Here is a 22,637-nt window from a genome sequence, read left to right as displayed (position 1 = left end):
GGCCACTGGTCAGGCCACTGGGCCGGGCACGGACGGTGGCGCCGGGGAGGTGCGCCGCTCCGGTTATCAATCGTCAGCTTTTTTGTCCTAGTGTCTACTCCTATGAGTGAAGTTCTTGAATTGGCCGCCGTCAGCGTTGTCCGCGGGGCGAAGACGCTCCTGGACAAGGTGGACTGGCAGGTCAAGGAGGGCGAACGCTGGGTGGTCCTCGGCCCCAACGGCGCCGGCAAGACCACGCTCCTGCAGGTCGCCGCGGCCCGCCTGCACCCCACCTCCGGGAAGGCCGGCATCCTCGACGAGGTCATGGGCGCCGTCGACGTCTTCGAACTTCGGCCCCGGATCGGCCTGTCGTCCGCGGCGCTGGCCAACCAGATCCCTGAGCACGAAAAGGTCCTCAACGTCGTCGTGACGGCCGCGTACGGGGTCACCGGCCGCTGGCGAGAGGGCTACGAGAAGGACGACGAGCGCCGCGCCTTCGCCCTGCTCAACGAGTGGGGGATGGGCCCGTTGCTGAACCGCCCCTTCGCCTCCCTCTCCGAGGGCGAACGCAAGCGCGTCCAGATCGCCCGCGCCCTCATGACGGACCCCGAACTGTTGCTCCTCGACGAACCGGCCGCCGGCCTGGACCTCGGCGGCCGCGAGGACCTGGTGCAGCGGCTGAGCGAGCTCGCCGCGGACGAGGACGCCCCCGCCATCGTCCTGGTGACCCATCACCTCGAAGAGGTGCCGCCGGGCTTCACGCACGCCCTGCTGATCCGCGACGGCGGCATCGTCGCGGCCGGCCCGCTGCGCGAGACGCTCACCGCGGAGAATCTCGGCGAGACCTTCGGCGTCGAGCTGGATGTCACCGAAACCGGGGGCCGCTACACCGCCACCGCCCGCCGCTAAGCGGGGTCCCTGAACGCGCGTGGACCTTCTCGGCAGCATCTTTGTCTTCTTCGCAGGCCTCTGGGCCGGCACCATCAACTCCGTGGTGGGCTCCGGTACGCTGGTGACCTTCCCGGTGCTGATCGCCCTCGGCTTCGCGCCGGTCACGGCCTCGATCAGCAACGCCACCGGACTGGTTGCCGGCAACGCCGCGGGCGCCTGGGGTTACCGCAAGGAACTCGCCGGCCGCCGCAGCCAGCTCATCCGCCTGCTCCCGGCCTCGCTGTTGGGCGGCATCACCGGCGCCTACCTGCTGCTGCACCTTCCCGAGGTGGTCTTTCAGTACGCCGCCCCGGCGCTGATCGTCCTGGCCCTGCTCATGGTGGCCTTCCAGCCCCGGCTGCAGCGCTGGGTGCAGAGCCGGGAATCGGACCCCGAAACCGCAGCCAGGGACAAGCGGCACAGCGTCCTGCTGGTGGTGCTGGTCTACCTGGCCGGGGTCTACGGCGGCTACTTCGTGGCCGCGCAGGGCATCCTCCTGGTCGGGATCCTCGGCGTGTTCATGGCCGGAACCATCCAGAACGCCAATGCCATGAAGAACATCCTGGTCCTCGGCGTGAACATCGTCGCTGCGGCGTCCTACCTGCTCTTCGCGTTCGACCGGATCAGCTGGCCCGCCGTGGCACTGATCGCCGTCAGTTCCCTGATCGGCGGGTTCATCGGCTCCAAGGTGGGCCGCCGGCTCCCGCCCAACGTGCTGCGCAGCGTCATCTTCACCCTTGGCCTGGTGGCCCTCGGATTCATGATCGCGAAGCTGGTGAACTGAGATGCCCCTGCACCACCTCGAGTCCGCGGACGATCCCCGCGTCTCCGACTACACCCAACTGACCGACGTCCACCTCCGCAAGATCCGCGAACCCGCCGAGGGCCTCTACATCGCCGAGTCCTCCCGCGTGCTCCGCCGGGCCCTCGCCGCCGGCCACCGGCCCCGGTCCTTCTTCCTCGCGGAAAAGTGGCTGGCGGACCTGGCCGACGTGTTCGAGCAGTACCCGGACGTCCCGGTCTATGTGGGTCCGGCCGCCCTGCTGGAGGAGATCACCGGCTTCCACCTGCACCGCGGGGCCATGGCCGCCATGCACCGTCCTCCCCCGTGCCGTTGCCCGAGCTGCTTGCCGGCGCCCGCCGCGTCGCCGTGCTCGAAGACATCGTGGACCACACCAACGTCGGGGCCATCTTCCGCTCCGCCGCGGCCCTGGGCCTGGACGCGGTGCTGGTGACGCCGCGCTGCGGGGATCCGCTGTACCGCCGCAGCGTCCGGGTCAGCATGGGCACTGTCTTCCAGGTGCCCTGGGCGCGGCTGGAGAACTGGCCCGCGGACCTTGCCGTCCTCCGGGATCACGGCTTCACCGTGGCCGCCATGGAGCTCACGGACGACGCCGTCGACGTCGACGAACTCGCCGCCCGGAATCCGGAGAAGCTGACGCTGGTCCTCGGCACCGAGGGTGCCGGCATGAGCCCGGAAACCCTCGCCGCCGTCGACCTCGCGGTGAAGATCCCAATGCGTCCCGGCGTGGATTCGCTCAACGTCGCCGCCGCCTCCGCCGTCGCGTTCTGGGAACTCCGCGCCCGCTAAGGCTGCACCCTGGCCTGCACAGGTATCAGGCGTCGGCGCCCGCGGTCCCGCGTTCGCGGGAGGTCCGGGACTGCGGTATCATTGACAGCTGGCCGTGCCGTGTGATCGGCACGCCAAATCCAACTCATACCTGGCAGCTGGCAAAATCCAGTTGCGCGAACAAAGGTCCAATTATGCAGGCAGATATCCACCCGAAGTACGAAGCTGTTGTTTTCAACGACCTGGCTTCCGGCGTCAAGTTCCTGACCAAGTCCACCGTGTCTTCCTCGAAGACCATCGAGTGGGAAGACGGCAACACCTACCCGGTCATCGACGTCGAAATCTCCTCCGAGTCCCACCCGTTCTACACGGGCAAGCAGCGCATCATGGACTCCGCAGGCCGCGTCGAGCGCTTCAACGCTCGCTTCAAGGGCTTCGGCGGCAAGAAGTAATTCTGCTCCAAGGTCTTGGGAGGCCCGCACCTGCAACGGTGCGGGCCTTTCGCGTCACCGCCGTCCCGCCCCGCCGCCGCGCGCGTGGCAGGATTGAGGCTATGACTTCCTCCTCTTCCACCCCCGCAACGGCAGACGGAAACGGCGACGGCGGCCGCCGCCACGGCGAATACAAGGTCCCCGGCGGCAAGCTGGTGGTCGCCGACCTCGAGGTGGACAACGGCGTGCTCAGCCACGTGTCCATCAGCGGCGACTTCTTCCTCGAACCCGACGAGGCGCTGCCGGAGATCAACCGGGCCCTCACCGGGCTCCCCGCGGACAGCCCGGCGGCCGACCTCGCCGCCGCCGTCACCGCGGCACTGCCCGAGGGCACCGTGCTGTTCGGCTTGTCCGCCGAGGCCATCGCGATCGCCGTGCGCAGGGCCTTGGCCAAGGCCACCGGCTGGGGTGACCACCACTGGAACGTCATCGCCCCCACGGTGCTGCCCACGCACGTAAACGTCGCCCTGGACGAGGTCCTCACCGAAGAGGTCGGGGCCGGACGCCGCAACCCCACCCTGCGGTTCTGGGACTGGGAGGAGCCCTCCGTGGTGATTGGCAGCTTCCAGTCGGTCCGCAACGAGGTCCAGCCCGAGGGCGTGAGCCGGCACGGCATCAGCGTGGTCCGGCGGATCAGCGGCGGCGGCGCCATGTTCATGGAGGCCGGCAACTGCATCACCTACTCGCTCTACCTCCCGCAGACCCTGGTGGACGGGCTGAGCTTCGCCGATTCCTACGGCTTCCTGGACGCCTGGGTCCTCGCCGCCCTGGAGAAGGTGGGCATCAACGCTTTCTACGTCCCGCTCAACGACATCGCCACGGACCAGGGCAAGATCGGCGGCGCCGCGCAGAAACGGCTCGCCAACGGCGGCATGCTGCACCACGTGACCATGAGCTACGACATCGACGCCGACAAGATGGTCGAAGTGCTCCGGATCGGCAAGGAGAAGCTTTCCGACAAGGGCACCACCAGCGCTAAGAAGCGCGTGGACCCGCTGCGCCGGCAGACCGGCCTGAGCCGGGCCGACATCGTGGCGGCGATGATCGAGGTGTTCACCGACCGGTACGGCGCGACGCCGGCCGAGCTCACCGACGTCGAACTTGCCGCCGCGCGGGCGCGGGTGGAGGCCAAGTTCGCCACCGAGGAGTGGCTGCACCGGGTCCCGTAGCCCGCACCCGCAGCGTCGACAGCCTGCAGGTGGCAGGCTGCCGTTGCTCGCCGGGGTGCGTTTGCCGGCGGGGGCGCTAGCCGACTGCTTGCGCGGTGAGCGCCCGCAGCAGGTGGCTGCGCTGCTCGATGACGATCCGGCGCAAAGCCCGCGGCGCGTCCGCGTGATCGGTGAGCCAGCGGTCCGTCCGGACCACCACCGGGTGCTCCGCCGGGGCGTGGCCGCCGAGGTCCTGGCCCGCCGGGTACAGCCCGCGGACGATCCTGCTGGCGATCTCGATGCTGCGGGTACCCCAGACGCGCTCCAGCGCCTCAAAGTAGGGCTCCACGAAGCCGGCCAGCAGTTCCGCGGGCGCCGTGGTGAAGCCGGCGATCGTAGCGCTGAGCTGCTGGTTGGACAGGTCCGTGCCGTTGACGGCCGCCTCCCACGCCTTGGCCTTGACCTGCGGATCGGGCCGTGCGGCCAGGGCCGTGGCGTGGCCCGAGCGGCCGGAGGCGGTGTTGTCGTGGGAAAGTTCTGCGTCGAGCTCGTGCGGGTCGGCCTGGCCGTTGGCGGCGAGGGCGTGCCAGAGGTTCCAGCGGAGTTCGGCGTCGACCGCCAGCCCCTCGATCACGGTACTGCCGTCCAGCAGGCCCCGCAGCAGGGGCAGCCGACTGTCGTCATAGCGGCTGGCCGCGGCCACGGTGCGTGCCCAGGCCAGCTGCTGGTCCGAGCCGGGGCCGGCCTGCTCGAGCCGGGCGACGGCGGCGTTCAGGAAGGTGCGGCGCACGGCATCCCGCTCCGCGGCGGGGACGTACCGTTCGACGGCGGTGGCGGCATTGCCCAGGATCGCGAGCAGCACGCCGATGCCGGTTTCCGCCGGTCCGAACCGCTGCACGGCGGACACGTAGTCCGCGGCGGGCGTGACGGCGTCCCGGGCCGAGTCCCAGAGTGCGGTCCAGCAGAGCGCGCGGGCCATCGGGTCGGTGATGCGGTCCAGGGATTCCCGGACCGTGGCCTCGGACACCGGATCCAGCCGGACCTTGGCGTAGCTGAGGTCCTCGTCGTTGACCAGCAGCAGCTCCGGCCGGTGCTTTCCGGTGAGGTCCGGGATGGCGGTGTGCCCGCCGTCGACGTCGGTCTCCACGCTGTCGGTGCGGACCAGCGCGCCGTCGGCATCCCGGTTGTAGAGGCCGATCCGCAGGCGGTGCGGGCGGGGTTCGGGGGAGCCGGTCACCGGGTCGGTGGCATCCTGCCGCACGCTCACGGCGGTCAGCATCCCGTCCTCGTCCGTGATCTCGGGGGTGAGCGTGGAGATCCCGGAAGTCTGCAGCCACTGCCGGGCCCAGGGGCCGAGGTCCCGGCCGGAGGCGGCGCTGAGAGCGGTCAGCAGGTCGGCCAGGGTAGTGTTGCCAAACTCGTGGTCGCGGAAGTAGCGGCGTGACCCGGCGATGAAGTCCTCGAACCCCACGTAGGCCACCAGCTGCTTGAGGACCGAGGCGCCCTTGGCGTAGGTGATGCCGTCGAAGTTCTGCTTGGCGGCCTCCAGGTCGGGAATGTCCGCCACGATCGGGTGCGTGGTGGGCAGCTGGTCCTGGACGTACGCCCACGCCTTGCGGTTGTTGGCGAAGTTCACCCAGGCAGTGTCCCAGTCCGTGGTCCGGTCCACGCCCAGGGTCCCCATGAAGTCGGCGAATGATTCCTTGAGCCAGAGGTCGTTCCACCACTGCATCGTCACCAGGTCGCCGAACCACATGTGCGCCATCTCGTGCAGCAGGGTGTTGGCGCGGCCCTGGTACTGGGAATCCGTGGCCCGGGAGGTGAACACGTAGCTCTCGGTAAAGGTCACCAGGCCCGGGTTTTCCATCGCACCGAGGTTGTATTCGGGGACGAACGCCTGGTCGTACTTGCCCCATGGGTAGGGGTAGTCGAAGAGGCGGTTGAAGAAGTCCAGGCCTTTGCCCGTGAGCCGGAACAGCTCGTCGGTGTCGAAGGAGGAGGCCATCGACGCCCGGCAGTACAGGGCCAGGGGCACCTGAAGCGCCGTCCCGTCGGAGAGGGTGCCCTGCCAGCTGCTGTCCGCGCGGAAGTAGGGGCCGGCGAGGACGCTGGTGATGTAGGTGGACACCGGCTTGGTGGGGGCGAAGTCCCAGCGGCTGGTGGCCGGGTCGCTGGTGAGCTGGGTGCGGGCGGCCTCGACGCCGTTGGAGGCGACCTGCCAGCCCGACGGCGCCATCACATGGAACGTGAACTCGGCCTTGAGGTCCGGCTGTTCGAAGTTGGCGAAGACCCGGCGGGCGTCGGCCGGCTCGTACTGGGTGTACAGGTAGCACTGGCCGTCGGCGGGGTCGAAGAAACGGTGCATGCCTTCCCCGGAGGTGCTGTACAGCGCCGTGCCGGTGACGGTCACCTGGTTCTCGGCCTGCAGGTTGTCCAGCCGGATCCGGGACCCGTCGACGACGTCGGCCACGGGCAGGCCCTTGCCGTTGAGGAACACGCTGTGCACCTCGGAGCTGATGAAGTCCAGGAAGGTGCTGGACCCGGGTTCGGCAGCGGCGAAGGTGATGACGCTGCGGCTGGGGTAGCCGGCCACCGTGGGGTCCGCGGCCTGCCGGACATCGAGGGACACGTCGTAGCTGTGCGTGGTGATCAGGGCCGAGCGGGCGGCCGCTTCTTCACGGGTCAAATTCTGGTTGGACACGCTGCTATCTAATCACGCAGGCGCCCCGCGCAGCTCAGTGCCCCGGCAGCATCAGGACCGCCGCGCCAAGGCCCAGGGCGGCGATCAGCAGCCACGCCGCGAGGGCCGCCAGCAGAGCCCGGGTGCCGGTGCGCAGCAGTTCGCGGACCCGGACGGCGGAGCCCAGCCCGAACAAAGCCATGCCCAGCAGGATGTCCTGCAACAGGGCGGCCGCCTCCAGCACGCCCGCGGGCAGCACCCCGGTGGAGCGGATGGCGGCCATCGCGACGAACCCAAGCACGAACAAGGGCACCACCGGAGGCATGGTCCCGCCGGAATCGTCGCGGAGTCGGTGGTGCAGCCCGGCGACGGCCACCATCGGGGCCAGCAGAAGCACCCGGGTCAGCTTCACGATCACCGCCACCGCCAGGGCCGCGGCGCCGGCAGTCTGCGCGGTGGCCACCACCTGGCCCACGTCGTGCACCGATGCCCCGACCCAGGCACCGAAGAGCTGCGGGCCCAGCCCCAGCGGGCCGGTGAGCAACGGCAGGACGCCGATCGCGAGGGTGCCGCAGAGCGTCACCAGGGCCACCGGCAACACCGTGTCCTGCTGCCGGATGCGGCGCACCGCGGCCATGGCCCCGATCGCGGAGGCGCCGCAGATCGCGAAGCCGGTGGCGATCAGCAGCGACACGGTCGGGGGCAGCCGGAAGAGCCGGCCGATGCCGTAGGTGCCTGCGAAGGAGACCAGGACGACGCCGGTAATCAGCAGCAGCGCGGGCCAGCCGAGGCCGAGGACGTCCACCACGCTGACCTTGAGGCCCAGGACCACGATGCCGCTGCGCATCAGGTGCTTCCCGGCGAACCCCAGACCCGCCCGGCCCGGGCCTGACGTCCAGGCGGAAATGCCCGGGAGGTTCGCGGCGAGCAGGCCGAGCACAACGGCGACCGTCATAGCGGGCAGCGCGGGCACCAGCGCGTGGACGGCCAGGGCGGCCGCGACGGCGGCGGCGCAGGCCAGCAGCCCGGGAAGCAGCGGCGGCAGGCCGCGCAGGGAAGCGGTGAGGGGGTGAAGGTCTCGGGGCACGGGTCCACTGTGCCGTATCCGGCCCGGAATCCCCATTTCGGCGGAAAAACCCTGCCTGCCATGCCGCCCGATCGGCCGCCGTCACCCGTCCCGGACCCGGCGTGAGCTGTACCACGGCACCGAGTGGGCTGCAACACGCCAAAAGGAGTGCGCCGATATGAAATCGGCACCAAAAAATGGTTGGCTAGTGGGCATGTCTGACCTTTTTCAGGATTACTCCGAGGCCGCCGGCCGCAGCGGGGCGTATGACGAGATGTTCGCGCCCGGCCAGCAGGCCCGCCCTTCCTACGGACAGGTGGCCGGGGCGCTCCGCGAACTCTCCCTCGCCGACGTCACCGCCCGCGCCGATTCGATGGCCCGCACCTTCCTGGACCGCGGCGTCACCTTCGACTTCGCGGGGGAGGAGCGGCCCTTCCCGCTGGACATCGTGCCGCGCGTCATCCCGGCGGACGAGTGGACCGTCCTGGAACGCGGCGTGGCCCAGCGGGTCAAGGCGCTCGAAGCGTTCCTGAACGACGTCTACGACAAGATGGCCGTCGTCTCCGACGGCGTCATCCCGCGGCAGCTCGTCACCACCAGCGCGCACTTCCACCGCCAGGTCCACGGCTTCGAACCCGCCGGGGGCGTCCGCGTCCACATCTCCGGCATCGACGTCATCCGTGACGAGGCCGGAACCTTCCGCGTCCTGGAGGACAACGTCCGCGTCCCCTCCGGCGTCAGCTACGTCCTGGAGAACCGTCGCGCCATGGCCAAGGGCCTGCCCGAGGCCTTCGGCCAGCAGCGCGTTCGCCCGGTCGAGGAATACCCCCGCCGGCTCCTCTCGGCCCTGCGCAAGACCGCGCCCTCCGGCGTCGACGACCCCACCGTCGTCGTCCTGACCCCGGGCGTCTTCAACAGCGCCTACTTCGAACACACCCTGCTGGCCGGCCTGATGGGCGTCGAACTGGTGGAGGGCCGCGACCTGATCTGCCGCGGCAACCGCGTCTACATGCGCACCACCGCCGGTGAACAGCGCGTGGACGTGATCTACAAGCGCATCGACGACGAGTTCCTCGACCCGCTGCAGTTCCGCTCCGACTCCATGCTCGGCTGCCCCGGCCTGGTCAACGCCGCCCGCGCCGGCGGCGTGACCATCGCCAACGCCGTGGGCAACGGCGTCGCCGACGACAAGCTCGTCTACAGCTACGTCCCGGACCTGATCCGCTACTACCTCAACGAGGAACCGGTGATCGCGAATGTGGACACCTTCCGGCTGGAGGAGAAGGAAGCCCGCGAACACGTCCTCGACCGGCTGGATGAGCTGGTGGTCAAGCCCGTGGACGGCTCAGGCGGCAAGGGCCTGGTGATCGGGCCCGACGCCTCCCGCGAGGAGCTGGACGCCCTGCGCAAGCGGATCATCAGCGACCCGCGCGGCTGGATCGCGCAGCCGGTGCTGCAGCTCTCCACCGTCCCCACCCTCAGCGGCGACAAGTTTGGTCCCCGGCACGTGGACCTGCGCCCCTTCGCGGTCAACGACGGCGACGACGTCTGGGTGCTTCCCGGCGGCCTCACCCGGGTGGCGCTGAAGGAGGGCTCACTGATCGTGAACTCCAGCCAGGGCGGCGGCTCGAAGGACACCTGGGTGCTGGCCGATTCGGCGCAGGTTCCCGTGGAAGTCATCCCGAAGCCGGCCATCGCCATCCGCGAGCGGGTCTCGGTCTGGCCGGTGGAAAGCAACTGGCGCGACAGCCAGAAGGAACAGCAACAGCAGCAGATGGCCGAAGCCCAGGAGGTACCCGAGCATGCTTAGCCGGATCGCGGAATCATTGTTCTGGATCGGCCGCTATGTGGAGCGGGCCGACGGCACCGCGCGCATTCTGGACGTCCACCTAGAGCGCCTGAACCACCTGCCGATGGAGGAACAGCGCAGCGTCGCCCGGGAACTGCTGGCCGTCATGGGTGCCCGTCCCCAGTCCGAGGACTTCGGCCTGGACGAGCTGCTGCACGACCTCGCCTACGACAAGCACAGCGCCACCTCCATCGCCGGATCCCTCGGTGCCGCCCGGGAGAACGCCCGCCGCGCGCGGGAAACCGTCTCCTCCGGCCTCTGGGAGAGCCTGAACACCACTTACTACGGGCTGAACCAGCACCGTAAGGACGTGGTGGGCACCTACCGGTTCTGCAACTGGGTGCTCGAGCGCACCGCCATGGTCAGCGGCCTCGCCGACACCACCGTCAGCCACGACGAGAGCTGGCTCTTCCTGGTCCTTGGCCGCTCGCTGGAACGCGCCGACATGACCGCGCGCATGCTCTCCACCCGCGACGTGCTCTCCGCCGGGATGTCCTGGGTGAACATGCTCCGCTGCGCCGGCGCCTACGAATCGTTCCTCCGGACCCGTCGCGCCGCTTTCGGCGACCAGCACGCGGCCGAGTTCCTGCTGCTGGACCGGCTGTTCCCTCGCTCGATCGTGTATGCGCTGCGCGACGCGGACGACTGCCTGGCCAAGCTGGACCCCTCGGCCCAGCGCGTGGGCTTCATCAACGACGCCCGCCGGATTGTGGGCCAGGCCCGCACCTTCCTGGAGTTCCACCGGACCGATGACCTGATGTCCGAGCTGCCCGAGCACATGGAGCGCGTGCAGAAGGCCGTCTCACAGGCCTCGGACGCCATTTCCCGTAAGTACTTCAATCAGGCAGACGAACTGGCCTGGGTGGGAGAAGTTTCATGACCCGGCTGAGCATCACGCACCGGACCGCGTACAAGTACAACAAGCGCGTCACCCTCTCCTACAACGAGGCCCGGATGACGCCGCTGACGGACCCCCAGCAGGTGGTCCTGGAGTCCTCCATGAAGGTCTCACCCTCGCAGGCGGCGCTGAGCAGCTACCGGGACTACTGGGGCACGCGGGTCACGGCGTTCGACATGCAGATGCCGCACGAGCACCTCGAGGTCCTCTCCACCACCACCGTGGAGGTGCACCGGGTGGAGCGGATCCCCTCCGAGGCCGACATCGTGGGCTGGGACGTGATCACCGCACCGGAGACGCTTGACCAGTTCAGCGACTGGATCCCGCAGTCGCAGCTGACCGGTCCCGGCGCCGAGGTTCTGGACATCGTCCCCGGCGTCGTCGCCGGCCGCAACCCGCACGAGGCGGCCATGGCCGTGTTCGAGTGGATGCGCGGGGAGATGACCTACATGAAGGGCTCCACCGGCGTCACCACCAACGCCGAGCAGGCCTGGAACCAGCGCCAGGGCGTCTGCCAGGACCTGGCCCACCTGGCCATCGGCGCGTTGCGCAGCTGCGGCATCCCCGCCCGCTACGTCTCGGGTTACCTGCACCCGCGCTCGACGGCGGCCATCGGCGAGACCGTCGCCGGACAGTCGCACGCATGGCTGGAGTGGTGGGACGGCGAGTGGCGCAGCTGGGACCCGACGAACCACAAGCCGGCCGGCGACTTCCACGTCACCGTGGCCCGCGGCCGGGACTACCGGGACGTGCCCCCACTGAAAGGCATCCTCTCCGGCGGCGGCGGTTCGGCGCTGTCCGTGACGGTGGAGATCACCCGCCTGGCCTGAGCCGGCGTCCGGATGCTGCCCTGCTCTCCTCCGATTCCGGCTACTCCATGCCGGAGCGGGTGGCGTCGTCCAGCGGCGTCCACCAGGTCAGCGGCGGCACGATCTTGAAGCGGCGTCCGGTCACCGAATCCGGGGTGATCCGGACGAAGTGCTCCTTCTTGCCGGCCTGCCACGGGAAGAGCAGCAGGCCCACGGTGTCCAGCACTTCCTCCTGGTTCTTCACCGGAGCGGCCTGGCCCTTGACCACCACGCTCCAGGCGACCCCGGAGTCCGCGTCGACGCCGTCGGCCTCCACCGCCACCGGCGTGTCGCCCGTCGCGGCCTGGAGTTTCGTGCCGTCCGCCGTGCGGAACACCAGGGTGCCGTGGTCCACCTTGTAGTTGATCGGGAAGATGTCGGGGTGGTCATCCACCCAGACCGCCATCCGGCCGACGCTGACGCTGCGCAGCAGCCGCCAGCACTCGTGGTTGTCCAGGTTCTCGACGGCGTGCGGCCCTGAGGCGGCGTCTTTTTGTCCACGGTGTGCCCTGTCTGCTGCGGGTCAGTGCTCATGGCGGCGAGCTTATGCCAGAACGCCCGCCGTTATCTAGGGACCAACGTCCCGACGGAGTAACGATCGCCCTTCGCCTCTGGCCCCAGGCTCCGGAGGGTGGGAGTATTCTGACAGCAAACCATCAGCGCGGATGGTGGCTGTCAGATTTTGGCACAGTTTTGGGGGCACAATGCAGTCTCTCGACAAGGGATCGGACCCTTTAGCGTCCGGAAACGCCAGGGCCGAAGACGTACTCAGGGATCTCGTCACCCGGGGCGGGGAACTCATGCAGTCAAGGGAGCGGATGGCCGGACTGCTGGAGGCGGTCGTGGCACTGGCGGAAGACCTCAGCCTCGATGCCGTGCTGGAGCGGCTGGTGCAGTCTGCCTGCAGCCTGCTGCACGCCCGCTACGGCGCCCTGGGCGTGATGGGCGAGGACAACACGTTGAACCACTTCGTCACCGTCGGCATTGATGCCGCCGCCGCCGCCCGGATCGGCCGGCAACCCACGGGCCACGGTGTCATGGGTCTGCTGGTCAGCGACCCGAAGCCGCTGCGCCTGCACGACCTCGGCAGCCATCCGGAGGCAACGGGCTTCCCGCCGAACCACCCGCCCATGGGCACGTTTCTGGGTGTGCCCATCCGCGTCCGGGACAGGGTCTTCGGCAACCTCTACCTGACCGAGAAGACCGGGGGAGAGGACTTCACTGACGAGGACGAGGCTCTGGCCGTCGCCTTGGCCGCGGCGGCCGCCGTCGCGATCGAGAACGCCAAGCTTTACGACGACGCCCGCCGCAGGGCGCGCTGGCTGGAGGCTTCCATGGACGTCGCTGGGACCATGCTCGCGGGCGACCGTGACTACCTCGACGCCGGGCTGGACCCGATCGCCGAGCGTGCCCGGCTCGAATCCGGCTCCAGGCTGGCGCTGATCGTCGCCGCAACAGATTCCGCCGCCGGCCACGTTGTAGTCGGCGCGGCGGGGGAGCAGGCCGGCGAATTCACCGGCGCCCCGCTGCTGCTCAACCATCCCGAACTGCAGGAGGTCCTCGCCGGCGGGGACCCGGTCCTCTTTCCGTCCGCCTCGACCGTCCTGGAACTGTGCGATGACCACAGCACCGGACCACTGCTGGCCGTAGGCCTCAGCGCCCGCGGCTCGCATCACGGTGTGCTGCTCCTCGCCCGGGAGCCCGATGCCGCCCCGTACGACCGGACCGACCGGGAAATGGGGGCCGTCTTCGGCTCGCACGTGGCGCTGGCCCTGGAACTGGCCCGCGTACACCGGCTCCGGGAGGAACTGCTGGTCTTCACCGACCGCGACCGGATCGCCCGCGACCTGCACGACCTCGTCATCCAACGGCTCTTCGCCGCCGGCCTCAGCGTCCAAAGCCTGGCCAGGTTCACCAAGGATGATCTGGCCACGGAACGGATCCGGAATATCACCGGCGAGCTCGACGAGGCGATCCGCAGCCTCCGGGACACCATCTACTCGCTCCGGCACAGCCAGTCCGACTCCGACCCGCTCAGCGGACGGATCCGCCGGGTGGCCAGGAACTCGGCGAAGTCACTGCCGTTCACGCCGCGGCTGACGCTCACCGGCCCGATCGACACGGTCCCGGCGGAGAAGGCCGACAATGTGGTGGCCGTGGTGTCCGAGGGGCTGAGCAACGCGATCCGGCACTCGGGTGCGGACGCGATCTCCGTCTCGGTGGCGGTGATGAAGGGAAAGGTCACGGTGGTGGTGACGGATAACGGGTCCGGATTCACCAACGCCGCCGCCCGCAATGGCCTGGCCAACCTCGAGGACCGGGCACGGATGCTCGACGGCGAGTGCGTGATCGTCTCCGCCCCGGACGAGGGCACCAGCGTGGAGTGGTCCGTTCCGCTCTAGGCCGGGCACCGGACCAGATGCAGCCCGGCGTCGTGCTCCGGCCTGAGTGCCCGGCGTCGTGTCCCGAGCGGCTCAGGCGCCGCTGGCGTGCTGCGCGGCCGGGCTGGCGATGAAGACAGCGGCCTGGGTCCGCCGCTCGAAGCCGAGCTTGGCCAGCAGCGAGGAGACGTAGTTTTTCACCGTCTTCTCGGCGAGGAACATCTCGGCGGCTATCTGCCGGTTGGTGAGTCCCTCGCCCACGAGCTCCAGCACCCGGCGTTCCTGCGGTGTCAGGGCGGCGGTCCGCGGATCGACTTCCTCGGGCTCCACCAGGCTCTCCATCACGCCCTCGGCCACGCCCTTCCCGTAGAGCGACTCGCCGGCCGCGGCCCGCCGCAGCGCCCCGATCAGGTCGGTCCCGCCGATCTCCTTGAGGATGTAGCCGGACGCGCCGGCGAGGACGGCGCCACGCAGTGCCTGGTCGTCGTCGAAGCTCGTGAGGATGATGCAGTTCAGCGAGGGATCGACGGAGCGGACGTCGCGGCAGACCTCGATCCCGGTTCCGTCCGGCAGCCGGGCGTCCAGTACGCAGACGTCCGGGTGCAGGGCCGGGATGCGTCGGGTGGCCTCCACCGCGGAGCCGGAACTTCCGACGACGTGGAACCCCTCGCCCTCGAGGAGTTCCTGCAATCCGCGGCGGACCAGCTCGTGGTCGTCGAGGATGAAGACCCGGATCACCGCCGCTGTGCCCTCTGGTGCGGTGAGACCGGCATCTGCCCAGGCAATCATGTTCTTCCCATCCGGCCGCCGCCCGAAGCCGTCCGGGAGCCTGACGGACCCCGGCGCCCGGCCGGCGCCCTGTTCACGCGTCCAACCGGCAGCGGACTGCGGCGGACTGACGATCCAACCTTCGTGCATCTGTGGCTCCCCCGAAAACCACGGCGGCGGCGGTGCGCCCGGAACCGTGTCCCCGGGCGGGCTCTGCCGACGGGATCTCCGACGGTAAACCGCTGCCACGGCCATTCTCATACCCGGTGGTTCCCGGCGTAAAGGGCCGTTCGTCCCCCGGCGCTGGGCAGCGGGCAAAGGTGACCTTTGGCCCTAGCCGGGGAACGGCGTCGACGTAGTGTTTGAAGCCATGCCCCACCGGTGCGACGGGTTCGGGCCGGGCTACAAGGCAACGCAGACGGGCAAGCGAAAGGGAACACAGATGAGCGAGGCACAGGGCATCCGCAGCATCCTGGTGGGCGTCGACGGATCGGACGCCTCGGTGGAGGCCCTCCGGCAGGCGCGGGTCCTGGCCAAACCCTTCGACGCCCGTGTCACCGCCCTGGCCTGCTGGGACTTCCCGCCGGTCTACGACGGGTATGTGGCCATGGGCATCAACGACTTCGACGTCCGGGCCGGGGAGATCCTGCAGGAGGCGCTGACCACGGCTTTCGGTGACACGCTCCCGGAGAACGTCGAATCCCGGCTGGTGCAGGGCAACCCGCGGCGGGTTCTCATTGACGAGTCCCGCAACGCGGACCTGATGGTGCTGGGCCGGCGCGGCCACGGCGGCTTCGGCGGACTGCTGCTCGGCTCGGTCAGTTCTGCCCTTGTGGCGCACGCGCACTGCCCGGTCCTCGTGGTGCATACGCCGGAGAAGCGGCATTAGGCTGAAGCGCTAATGGGGCACCCGCGGCGGCGCTGCCGGAACGCGCTACTCGAAGGAGGCGCGCCGCGGGTCCGCCAGCCGGGTCTTCCAGACGTCGGGCTGGGTGACCTTGAACCGGCGGCCGGTCAGCGCCTTGGGTGGCACCCGCACGTAGAAGCTCTTCTCGCCCGGCTGCCAGGGTTCCAGCAGCAGGGCATCCACCGCGTCCTTCTCGGCCTGGTCCTCGACCAGTTCTGCCTCGCCGCGGGCCATGACGCTCCAGGCCGTTTCCTCGTGCGCGTCATACCCGTCGATTTCAAACGCCACCGGCTTCGCGGTGATCGCACCCCAGAGCTTCGTGCCGCCGGCGGTGCGGAAAACTATCGAGCGGCGGTTTAGGACAAAGTTCACCGGGAAGACCTCCGGATGGCCGTCCACGATCAGCGCGACCCGGCCCACCACCTCGCTGTCGAGGAGGGCCCAGCACTGGTCCATGGACAGGTTGAAATCCGGCGGAGGCGTCGTCGTAGTCACAGGTCCACGGTACGGAGACGCCCCCGCGCGGATTAGGGCCATTAGGCCCGTGGCGTCACCAGGGGCTGGGCTTGTAGTCCTTCAGGAACACACCGTACTGGTCCTCGCCCGCCTCGCCCATGACGATCGGGTCGTAGACCCGCGCGGCGCCGTCTACGAGGTCCAGCGGGGCGTGGAAGCCTTCCTCCATCAGCCGGACCTTGGTGTAATGCGGGCGTTCGTCGGTGATCCAGCCGGTGTCGACGGCGGTCATCAGGATCCCGTCGGTCTCCAGCATCTCCTTGGCACTGGTGCGCGTCATCATGTTCAGCGCGGCCTTGGCCATGTTGGTGTGCGGGTGGCCGGGACCTTTGTAGGCCCGGGAGAACTGGCCCTCCATGGCGCTGACGTTCACGATGTACTTGCGCCGGGCGTCCGAGCGACGCATCGCCGGCCGTAGCCGGCTGACCAGCAGGAACGGCGCGGTGACGTTGCAGAGCTGGACCTCGAGCATCTCCAGCGGGTCCACCTCATCCACCACCTGGGTCCAGCTGTTGATGGTGGCCAGGTCCGGCACCAGGCCACCGGCGTCGATCGCGGTGCCCGAGGCGATGCGCTCCAGCGACGCCGAGCCGGTGGAGAGCGCCAGCGAGGTGATGGCGTCCCCGGCCAGCACGGGGTGGTCCAGCACGGAGGAGGCCAGGGCCAGGGGTGCTTGTCGTGGGCGTGGCCGAAGGTGACCAGCTCGGGTCCGCCGTTCGCGGCCTGCAGCTCGGCCGGCAGCGGCTCATCCTCGGCGTCGACCAGGGGCTTGTAGGCGTTGCCGGAGCGGCGCACGGTCTGGGCGGCGTTGTTGATGATGATGTCCAGCGGGCCTGCCGCGTCCAGGGAGTCGGTCAGGGCCATCACCTGGGAGGGGTCGCGCAGGTCGATGCCCACGATCCGCAGCCGGTGCAGCCAGTCGGCGCTGTCCTCCATGGCGGCGAACCGGCGGGCGGCGTCCTTGGGGAACCGGGTGGTGATGGTGGTGTGGGCGCCGTCGCGGAGCAGCCGGAGGGCGATGTACATGCCGATCTTTGCCCGGCCGCCGGTCAGCAGGGCTCGGCGTCCTGTCAGGTCGGTGCGGGCGTCCCGTTTGCTGTGGCTGAAGAGTGCGCACTCCGGGCAGAGCTGGTGGTAGAAGGCGTCCACCTGGGTGTAGTGCTGCTTGCAGATGTAGCAGGGGCGGGACCGGATCAGGTGGCCGGCAACCTCTCCGGTGGCGGAGGTGGCCAGTTTGTTGCCGCGGGTCTCGTCGTCGATCCGGTCCGGGGCGGCGGTGGCGGTCTGGGCGATCACTGCCCGGTCCGCCTCGGCGATCAGGTCCCGTTTGGTGGTCCGCCGGTGCCGTTTGACCGCCTTGAACATCTTGCCGGTGGCGCGGCGGACGGCGACGTAGTCCGGGTGCTCGTCGTCGTAGGCGTGAATGGTGTTCAGCACCTTGAGGCAGGCGGCGATCTCTTCGGGGCTGAGGTCGGCCACCGGCACGGCCTCCGCGGGGGTGTCGCTGGCCGGTTCGGAGGGCAGGTCGGGGGAGCTCATTGTGCCAATTTTACCGGCAGCGCAGGGCTCCTCCCGACGCCCCGTTGGTTACGGGGCCTGGGTGTGCGGGGCGGTGGGGGTTTCGACGCCGACGGCGGCGGCGTGCACCTCGCCCACCTTCTCCATCGACTCCCGGCCGGCCGGCCAGTTCTCGGTGGCCGTCCGGACGGCGTCCGGCACCTGGTAGAGGTTCGCCGCCGAGAGGGCGCGCTCGGCCTCGCCCGGCTCGGGGACCTCCTGGCCCTTGGCGAGGACGGTGATGCCGGAGTCCGTGACCTTGAAGCCGCGGGCACGGTCCAGTTCCGGATCCAGGCCGATCGCCGCGCCGGCGGGGATCCGGACGTTCTTGTCCACGATCGCCCGCTTCACAACGGCACCCGGGCCCACCTGCACCTTGTCCATCAGGACCGAGTCCAGGACCCGGCTGGCGGTGCTGACGTAGACGTCGTTGGAGAGTACGGAGCCCTCCACGATGCCGCCGGAGATGACGACGCCGCTGGCGACGATGGAATCCAGGGCGGTGCCGACGGTCTTGCCCTCGCCGCGGACGAACTTCGCCGGCGGGGAGATGCTCTGCCGGGTGTAGATCGGCCACTCGGAGTTGTAGAGGTTGAACACGGGCACGGGGGAGATCAGGTCCATGTGCGCGTCATAGAACGAGTCGATGGTACCGACGTCACGCCAATAGGTGCGGTCCCGTTCGGTGGAGCCGGGGATGTCGTTGGTGGTGAAGTCGTAGACGCCGGCCTCGCCCTTGTCCACGAAGTAGGGAATGATGTCCCCGCCCATGTCGTGCTTGGTGTCCAGCCGTTCCGCGTCGACGTGCAGGGCCTCCACGAGGGCATCGGCGTCGAAGACGTAGTTGCCCATCGAGGCGAGGAACTGGCTGGGGTCGGCTGCGAGGCCCGGGGTGGAGGAGGGCTTCTCGACGAACGCGGCGATCTTCTGGTGGTCGTTCTGGTCCACCTCGATCACCCCGAACTGGTCCGCCATGTGCAGCGGCTGGCGGACCGCGGCCACGGTGGCCTTGGCGCCGCTGGCGACGTGCTGGGCCACCATCTGGGCGAAGTCCATGCGGTAGACGTGATCGGCGCCGACCACGACGACGATGTCCGGGTTGGCGTCGTGGATCAGGTTCAGGGACTGGTAGATGGCGTTGGCGCTGCCGAGGAACCAGCTCTTACCCACGCGCTGCTGGGCGGGGACGGAAGCGATGTAATTGCCGAGCTGGGTGGACATCCGCCAGGTTTCGGAAATATGACGGTCCAGGCTGTGGGATTTATATTGCGTGAGCACCACAATCTGCAAATAGCGGGAATTCACGAGGTTCGAAAGAGCGAAATCAATGAGCCGGTAACTGCCGGCGAAGGGGACGGCTGGCTTGGCCCTGTCCGCCGTCAACGGCATCAGTCGATTCCCCTCGCCACCTGCAAGGACAATGGCCAAGACTTTTTCTGCTGCGGCATGGTGATCGCTCCTGAACGCCTTCGTAACTCCCCAAAACAGCCCGGTGTGCCCGGACCTCTTCACACTAGAACAGATCAGCCCGAACGACTACCTTGGTGAATGTGCGAATAGACATAGTGACCAAGGAATTCCCGCCCGAAATCTACGGAGGCGCCGGCGTCCATGTGGCCGAACTGAGCCGCGTCCTGGCCAGCCACGTGGACCTGCAGGTGCGGGCCTTCGGCGCCCCCCGCGACCCCGACTACCACGGTGCCACCGTGACCTCCTATCCCGTCCCGGAGGACCTGGCCGGCGCCAACGCCGCCGTACAGACCCTCGGCGTCGACCTCCGGATCGTTCCCGATGTCGCCGGGGCGGACCTTGTGCACTCGCACACCTGGTACGCGAACATGGCCGGCCACATCGCCGCCCTGCTGCACGGCATCCCGCACGTGCTCAGCGCCCACAGCCTGGAACCGCTGCGGCCGTGGAAGGCCGAGCAGCTCGGCGGCGGCTACGCCGTGTCTTCCTGGGTGGAGAAGACCGCCTACGAGTCCGCCGCCGCGATCATCGCCGTGTCCGAGGGCATGCGACAGGACATCCTGCGCAGCTACCCGGAGGTGGACCCGGCCAAGGTCCGGGTGGTGCACAACGGCATTGACGTCAGCCTGTGGAACCGGGACGAGAACGACGACGCCGTCCGCGCCCTCGGCATCGACCCGGCCCGGCCCAGCGTGGTCTTCGTCGGCCGCAACACCCGGCAGAAGGGCGTCCCGTACCTGCTGCGGGCTGCCGCCGAACTCCCGGCCGACGTGCAGCTGGTGCTCTGCCTCGGCGCCGCGGACACCCCGGAACTGGCCGCCGAAACCGCGCGCCTGATCGAGGACCTGCAGGCCCGGCGCAGCGGCGTGGTCCTGATCGAAAGGATGCTGCCGCGGCACGAGCTCATCCAGGTCCTCAGCCACGCCACCGCGTTCGCCTGCCCCTCGATCTACGAGCCGCTCGGCATCGTCAACCTTGAGGCCATGGCCTGCGGCGCCGCCGTGGTGGCAAGTGCCACCGGCGGCATCCCCGAGGTGGTGCAGCACGGCGAGACCGGGCTGCTCGTGGAGCTCGAACAGGTCACCGACGGCACCGGCACCCCGCTGGATCCGGAGAAGTTCGTGCGCGAATTCGCCGCCGCCCTCACCGAGGTCGTGTCCGATCCGGAGCGTGCCCGCGCCATGGGCCAGGCCGGTCGGCGCCGGGCCGAGGAGCACTTCTCCTGGGAGTCGATCACGGAGACCACCCTCGAGGTCTACCGCTCGGTCCTGCCCCAGTAGCCCTCCGGCAGGAGTCTGCCAGGTCTGCACGGCAGATTAACGACGACGGCGGCGCCGTCCCCATCCCTGGGGGCGGCGCCGCCGTCGTTCTATCAGACGCGGGGTGCGGTCTTAGCGCTTGGCCTTGGCCTTACCCGCCGCCTTGGCCGCTTTCTGCTCCCGTGCCTCGCGGGCGAGGAGGGTTTTCTCGTCCACCGGGGCCTGGCCGCTGGCGCGCTGTTGCCGGAAGTACTCGCGCGCCTCGTCCTGCCGGGTCTTCTCGGCGCCGGTGGCGATCGCGGCCCGGAGGTGCTCGGGGCCGAAGCCGAAGGCATCCACCAGGTCCAGGGCGTGCGGGCGGATCTTCACCAGCAGGCGGTTGATGTACTCACCCACGGTGCGGGCACGCTGCATGGAGAGGCGGCCGTTCATCAGGTACCAGGACAGGTGCTTCTCGATCAGGGAGAGACCGAACAGGTCCCGCAGCCAGGTGAGAACGGTCTTGGTGCCGGGGTCGGTGACCCGGTGCAGGGCCTCGGTGAAGGCCTCCCACTGCAGCAGCTCGGCGTGCGCCAGGGCCGCCTCGATGAGTTCGTCCTGGTGGCTGTTGAACAGGGCGGCGGCCTTCTCCTGCGGGAGCTTGTTTGCCCCGCGCAGCGCGGAGCCGACCTCTGCCACCATGGCCTGGACGCGTTCGGTGAGCAGCGCCCGCTGGTTGGCCTCGTCCTTGATGGCGGTGGCGGCCTTCTGGACCGATCCGGTATCCGCCACGAACTGGGCCACGCCGCGCAGGCCGGTGCGGTGGATCGCCGCGCCGCCGGCCTGGCCGACGACGTAGCGGGCCAGCACGCCGAAGTCGGCGCCGCGGAACTCCTTGGCGTAATCGGCCAGCAGGCGCTTGGCCACGAGCTGCAGCAGGACGGTGTTGTCGCCCTCGAAGGTGGCGTAGACGTCGAGGTCCGCGTGCAGCGAGGCGAAGCGGTTCTCGATCAGGAAGCCGGCGCCGCCGCAGGCCTCGCGGCATTCCTGGATGGTGTCCAGGGCGTGCCAGGTGCTCAGCGGCTTCAGGGCCGCGGCCAGGGTTTCCAGGTCCTGGCGGTCCTCGTCCGTGTCGGCGCGGCCGGAGAAAACGTCGTCGAACTTCCCCAGCAGCTGCTCGCTGGCGAAGCCGGCCGCGTAGGTGGTGGCGAGGCGGGTGAACAGGCGGCGCTGGTGCCGCTGGTAGTCCAGCAGCACCTCCTCGTCGGTGTGCGAGGAAGCGTTGAACTGGCGGCGTTCGGTGGCGTACTGGATGGCGGTCTTGAGTGCCAGCTTGGACGCGGTCACGGCGGCGCCGTCCAAGGACACACGGCCCTGCACCAGGGTGCCCAGCATGGTGAAGAAGCGCCGGCCCGGGCTGCCGATCGGCGAGGTGTAGGTGCCGTCGGCGTCGACGTTGCCGTAGCGGTTGAGCAGGTTGGTGCGGGGGACCCGGACCTGGGTGAAGTGCAGCCGGCCGTTGTCGATGCCGTTGAGGCCGCCCTTGACGCCGTCGTCCTCGCCGCCAATGCCGGGCAGGAACTCCTTGGTGTCCGGATCGCGCAGCTCCACGTAGAAGGCGTGCACGCCATGGTTGACGCCCCGGGTCACCAGCTGGGCGAACACCACGGCGGCCAGGCCGTCGTTGGCGGCGTTGCCGATGTAGTCCTTCCAGGCGGCGCGGAACGGCGTGTGGAGGACGAATTCCTCGGTGGCCGGGTCATACGTGGCGGTGGTGGCGATGCTGGCGACGTCGGAGCCGTGGCCGGTCTCGGTCATGGCGAAGCAGCCGGGGATCTCCAAATTCATGATGCCCGGGAGCCACTTCCTGTGGTGTTCCTCGGTGCCGAGGTGGTTGACCGCGGAGCCGAACAGGCCCCACTGGACGCCGGCCTTGATCTGCAGCGATGGGTCGGCCACCACGAGTTCCTGGAAGCCGGCGATGTTCGCGCCGTGTTCGTCGGCGCCGCCGAGTTCCTTGGGGAAGGCCCGGTGCACGGCGCCGTTGTCCACCAGGATGCCGAGCTGACCGAAGACGCGCTTGCGGTGCTCGGTGTGGGTCAGGCCCTCGATCTTGTGCAGTTCCTCGCGGCCGGCCAGTTCGCGGGCCTGACGGCGGACGTCGGCCCATTTGCCCAGCAGCTGCTCGCCGAGCGCGGCCACGTCGACGGCGGGGGCCGCGTCCCGGGACGCGCCCGACGTGGCGGGCCGGCCGGTGGCCCGGGGGGCGGGGCGGGTGGAGCTGGTGGTGTCCGCGGTGCGGTCGGCTAGTTCAGTCATGTCGATTCCTTCGTTGGCACTG

General features: G+C 69.3%; 17 protein-coding genes and 2 pseudogenes. 11 read left to right on the top strand and 8 right to left on the bottom strand.

Going from position 1 to position 22,637, the window contains the following annotated elements; all coding sequences use genetic code 11:
* Positions 1 to 102: 102 nt before the first annotated feature.
* The 5 genes and pseudogenes from ACRQ5B_RS14475 to ACRQ5B_RS14455 all read left to right on the top strand — a co-directional run bounded on the left by ACRQ5B_RS14475 (position 103) and on the right by ACRQ5B_RS14455 (position 4,139).
* Positions 103 to 888: an ABC transporter ATP-binding protein gene (locus tag ACRQ5B_RS14475; RefSeq protein ID WP_364137387.1), complete on the top strand. Its 786-nt coding sequence runs from the start codon at positions 103 to 105 to the stop codon at positions 886 to 888.
* A gap of 19 nt (positions 889 to 907) precedes the next feature.
* Complete coding sequence (locus tag ACRQ5B_RS14470; protein WP_432395025.1) at positions 908 to 1,693, top strand: sulfite exporter TauE/SafE family protein; 786 nt, start codon at positions 908 to 910, stop codon at positions 1,691 to 1,693.
* Between the two features lies 1 nt (position 1,694).
* Positions 1,695 to 2,500, top strand: a pseudogene (locus ACRQ5B_RS14465) (TrmH family RNA methyltransferase).
* A 173-nt stretch (positions 2,501 to 2,673) separates the two neighbouring features.
* A complete protein-coding gene (locus ACRQ5B_RS14460; RefSeq protein WP_290258891.1) occupies positions 2,674 to 2,931 on the top strand; it encodes a type B 50S ribosomal protein L31 in 258 nt (85 codons plus the stop codon).
* A 101-nt stretch (positions 2,932 to 3,032) separates the two neighbouring features.
* Positions 3,033 to 4,139: a lipoyl protein ligase domain-containing protein gene (locus tag ACRQ5B_RS14455; RefSeq protein WP_432395021.1), complete on the top strand. Its 1,107-nt coding sequence runs from the start codon at positions 3,033 to 3,035 to the stop codon at positions 4,137 to 4,139.
* Positions 4,140 to 4,215: 76 nt separating this feature from the next.
* On the opposite strand, the gene pepN is transcribed toward ACRQ5B_RS14455, so the two are convergent.
* Positions 4,216 to 6,819, bottom strand: coding sequence for an aminopeptidase N (gene pepN / locus ACRQ5B_RS14450; protein WP_432395018.1), 2,604 nt, complete (start codon positions 6,817 to 6,819; stop codon positions 4,216 to 4,218).
* A 34-nt stretch (positions 6,820 to 6,853) separates the two neighbouring features.
* Positions 6,854 to 7,885: a YeiH family protein gene (locus tag ACRQ5B_RS14445; protein ID WP_432395015.1), complete on the bottom strand. Its 1,032-nt coding sequence runs from the start codon at positions 7,883 to 7,885 to the stop codon at positions 6,854 to 6,856.
* Between the two features lie 193 nt (positions 7,886 to 8,078).
* Between ACRQ5B_RS14445 and ACRQ5B_RS14440 the strand changes: the two genes are divergently transcribed.
* The 3 genes from ACRQ5B_RS14440 to ACRQ5B_RS14430 are packed head-to-tail and all read left to right on the top strand — an operon-like array spanning position 8,079 to position 11,441.
* Complete coding sequence (locus ACRQ5B_RS14440; protein ID WP_432395012.1) at positions 8,079 to 9,674, top strand: circularly permuted type 2 ATP-grasp protein; 1,596 nt, start codon at positions 8,079 to 8,081, stop codon at positions 9,672 to 9,674.
* Positions 9,667 to 10,593, top strand: a complete 927-nt coding sequence (locus ACRQ5B_RS14435) for an alpha-E domain-containing protein (protein ID WP_290258886.1) — start codon at positions 9,667 to 9,669, stop codon at positions 10,591 to 10,593. The genes ACRQ5B_RS14440 and ACRQ5B_RS14435 overlap by 8 nt, the downstream gene beginning before the upstream one ends.
* The gene (locus tag ACRQ5B_RS14430) at positions 10,590 to 11,441 is read left to right on the top strand and encodes a transglutaminase family protein (protein ID WP_432395009.1); all 852 of its coding nucleotides are present in this window, start codon (positions 10,590 to 10,592) and stop codon (positions 11,439 to 11,441) included. Before ACRQ5B_RS14435 ends, ACRQ5B_RS14430 begins: the two co-directional genes overlap by 4 nt.
* A 40-nt stretch (positions 11,442 to 11,481) precedes the next feature.
* On the opposite strand, the gene ACRQ5B_RS14425 is transcribed toward ACRQ5B_RS14430, so the two are convergent.
* The gene (locus ACRQ5B_RS14425; protein WP_432398773.1) at positions 11,482 to 11,916 is read right to left on the bottom strand and encodes a pyridoxamine 5'-phosphate oxidase family protein; all 435 of its coding nucleotides are present in this window, start codon (positions 11,914 to 11,916) and stop codon (positions 11,482 to 11,484) included.
* Between the two features lie 361 nt (positions 11,917 to 12,277).
* Here ACRQ5B_RS14425 and ACRQ5B_RS14420 point away from each other — a divergent pair, with 361 nt between their 5' ends.
* A complete protein-coding gene (locus tag ACRQ5B_RS14420; RefSeq protein ID WP_432395006.1) occupies positions 12,278 to 13,861 on the top strand; it encodes a GAF domain-containing protein in 1,584 nt (527 codons plus the stop codon).
* Positions 13,862 to 13,933: 72 nt separating this feature from the next.
* Here the strand turns inward: ACRQ5B_RS14420 and ACRQ5B_RS14415 are convergent, their stop codons facing one another.
* Entirely contained in the window at positions 13,934 to 14,629 is a 696-nt protein-coding gene (locus tag ACRQ5B_RS14415) for a response regulator (RefSeq protein ID WP_432395003.1), read from the bottom strand.
* Positions 14,630 to 15,050: 421 nt separating this feature from the next.
* Here ACRQ5B_RS14415 and ACRQ5B_RS14410 point away from each other — a divergent pair, with 421 nt between their 5' ends.
* Complete coding sequence (locus ACRQ5B_RS14410) at positions 15,051 to 15,497, top strand: universal stress protein (protein WP_432395001.1); 447 nt, start codon at positions 15,051 to 15,053, stop codon at positions 15,495 to 15,497.
* 45 nt (positions 15,498 to 15,542) lie between these two features.
* Here the strand turns inward: ACRQ5B_RS14410 and ACRQ5B_RS14405 are convergent, their stop codons facing one another.
* The 3 genes and pseudogenes from ACRQ5B_RS14405 to glgC form a co-directional block, all read right to left on the bottom strand.
* Positions 15,543 to 15,971: a pyridoxamine 5'-phosphate oxidase family protein gene (locus tag ACRQ5B_RS14405; protein WP_432398772.1), complete on the bottom strand. Its 429-nt coding sequence runs from the start codon at positions 15,969 to 15,971 to the stop codon at positions 15,543 to 15,545.
* Positions 15,972 to 16,065: 94 nt separating this feature from the next.
* Positions 16,066 to 17,570: pseudogene (locus ACRQ5B_RS14400) on the bottom strand (SDR family NAD(P)-dependent oxidoreductase).
* Positions 17,571 to 17,618: 48 nt separating this feature from the next.
* Positions 17,619 to 19,076 carry a glucose-1-phosphate adenylyltransferase gene (glgC, locus tag ACRQ5B_RS14395; RefSeq protein ID WP_432398771.1) on the bottom strand — a complete coding sequence of 486 codons (1,458 nt, stop codon included), beginning with the start codon at positions 19,074 to 19,076 and terminating at the stop codon, positions 17,619 to 17,621.
* A 62-nt stretch (positions 19,077 to 19,138) separates the two neighbouring features.
* On the opposite strand from glgC, the gene glgA reads away from it, so the two are divergent.
* Complete coding sequence (gene glgA, locus ACRQ5B_RS14390; RefSeq protein ID WP_432394998.1) at positions 19,139 to 20,338, top strand: glycogen synthase; 1,200 nt, start codon at positions 19,139 to 19,141, stop codon at positions 20,336 to 20,338.
* 111 nt (positions 20,339 to 20,449) lie between these two features.
* Here the strand turns inward: glgA and ACRQ5B_RS14385 are convergent, their stop codons facing one another.
* Complete coding sequence (locus tag ACRQ5B_RS14385) at positions 20,450 to 22,615, bottom strand: acyl-CoA dehydrogenase (protein WP_432394996.1); 2,166 nt, start codon at positions 22,613 to 22,615, stop codon at positions 20,450 to 20,452.
* Between the last annotated feature and the right edge of the window lie 22 nt (positions 22,616 to 22,637).

Origin of the sequence: Pseudarthrobacter sp. L19, from assembly GCF_050859435.1 — a bacterium.
Taxonomy (GTDB): domain Bacteria; phylum Actinomycetota; class Actinomycetes; order Actinomycetales; family Micrococcaceae; genus Arthrobacter.
The sequence above is the reverse complement of the archived record's forward strand: the minus strand, read 5'-3'. Positions and strand labels throughout refer to the sequence as shown.

Excerpts from the sequence above, each read along its gene's own strand:
- ACRQ5B_RS14475 (WP_364137387.1), top strand. The coding sequence starts at position 103 with ATGAGTGAAGTTCTTGAATTGGCCGCCGTCAGCGTTGTCCGCGGGGCG.
- ACRQ5B_RS14460 (WP_290258891.1), top strand. The coding sequence starts at position 2,674 with ATGCAGGCAGATATCCACCCGAAGTACGAAGCTGTTGTTTTCAACGAC.
- ACRQ5B_RS14455 (WP_432395021.1), top strand. The coding sequence starts at position 3,033 with ATGACTTCCTCCTCTTCCACCCCCGCAACGGCAGACGGAAACGGCGAC.
- ACRQ5B_RS14440 (WP_432395012.1), top strand. The coding sequence starts at position 8,079 with ATGTCTGACCTTTTTCAGGATTACTCCGAGGCCGCCGGCCGCAGCGGG.
- ACRQ5B_RS14435 (WP_290258886.1), top strand. The coding sequence starts at position 9,667 with ATGCTTAGCCGGATCGCGGAATCATTGTTCTGGATCGGCCGCTATGTG.
- ACRQ5B_RS14430 (WP_432395009.1), top strand. The coding sequence starts at position 10,590 with ATGACCCGGCTGAGCATCACGCACCGGACCGCGTACAAGTACAACAAG.
- ACRQ5B_RS14420 (WP_432395006.1), top strand. The coding sequence starts at position 12,278 with ATGGCCGGACTGCTGGAGGCGGTCGTGGCACTGGCGGAAGACCTCAGC.
- ACRQ5B_RS14415 (WP_432395003.1), bottom strand. The coding sequence starts at position 14,629 with ATGATTGCCTGGGCAGATGCCGGTCTCACCGCACCAGAGGGCACAGCG.
- ACRQ5B_RS14410 (WP_432395001.1), top strand. The coding sequence starts at position 15,051 with ATGAGCGAGGCACAGGGCATCCGCAGCATCCTGGTGGGCGTCGACGGA.
- ACRQ5B_RS14405 (WP_432398772.1), bottom strand. The coding sequence starts at position 15,971 with ATGGACCAGTGCTGGGCCCTCCTCGACAGCGAGGTGGTGGGCCGGGTC.
- ACRQ5B_RS14385 (WP_432394996.1), bottom strand. The coding sequence starts at position 22,615 with ATGACTGAACTAGCCGACCGCACCGCGGACACCACCAGCTCCACCCGC.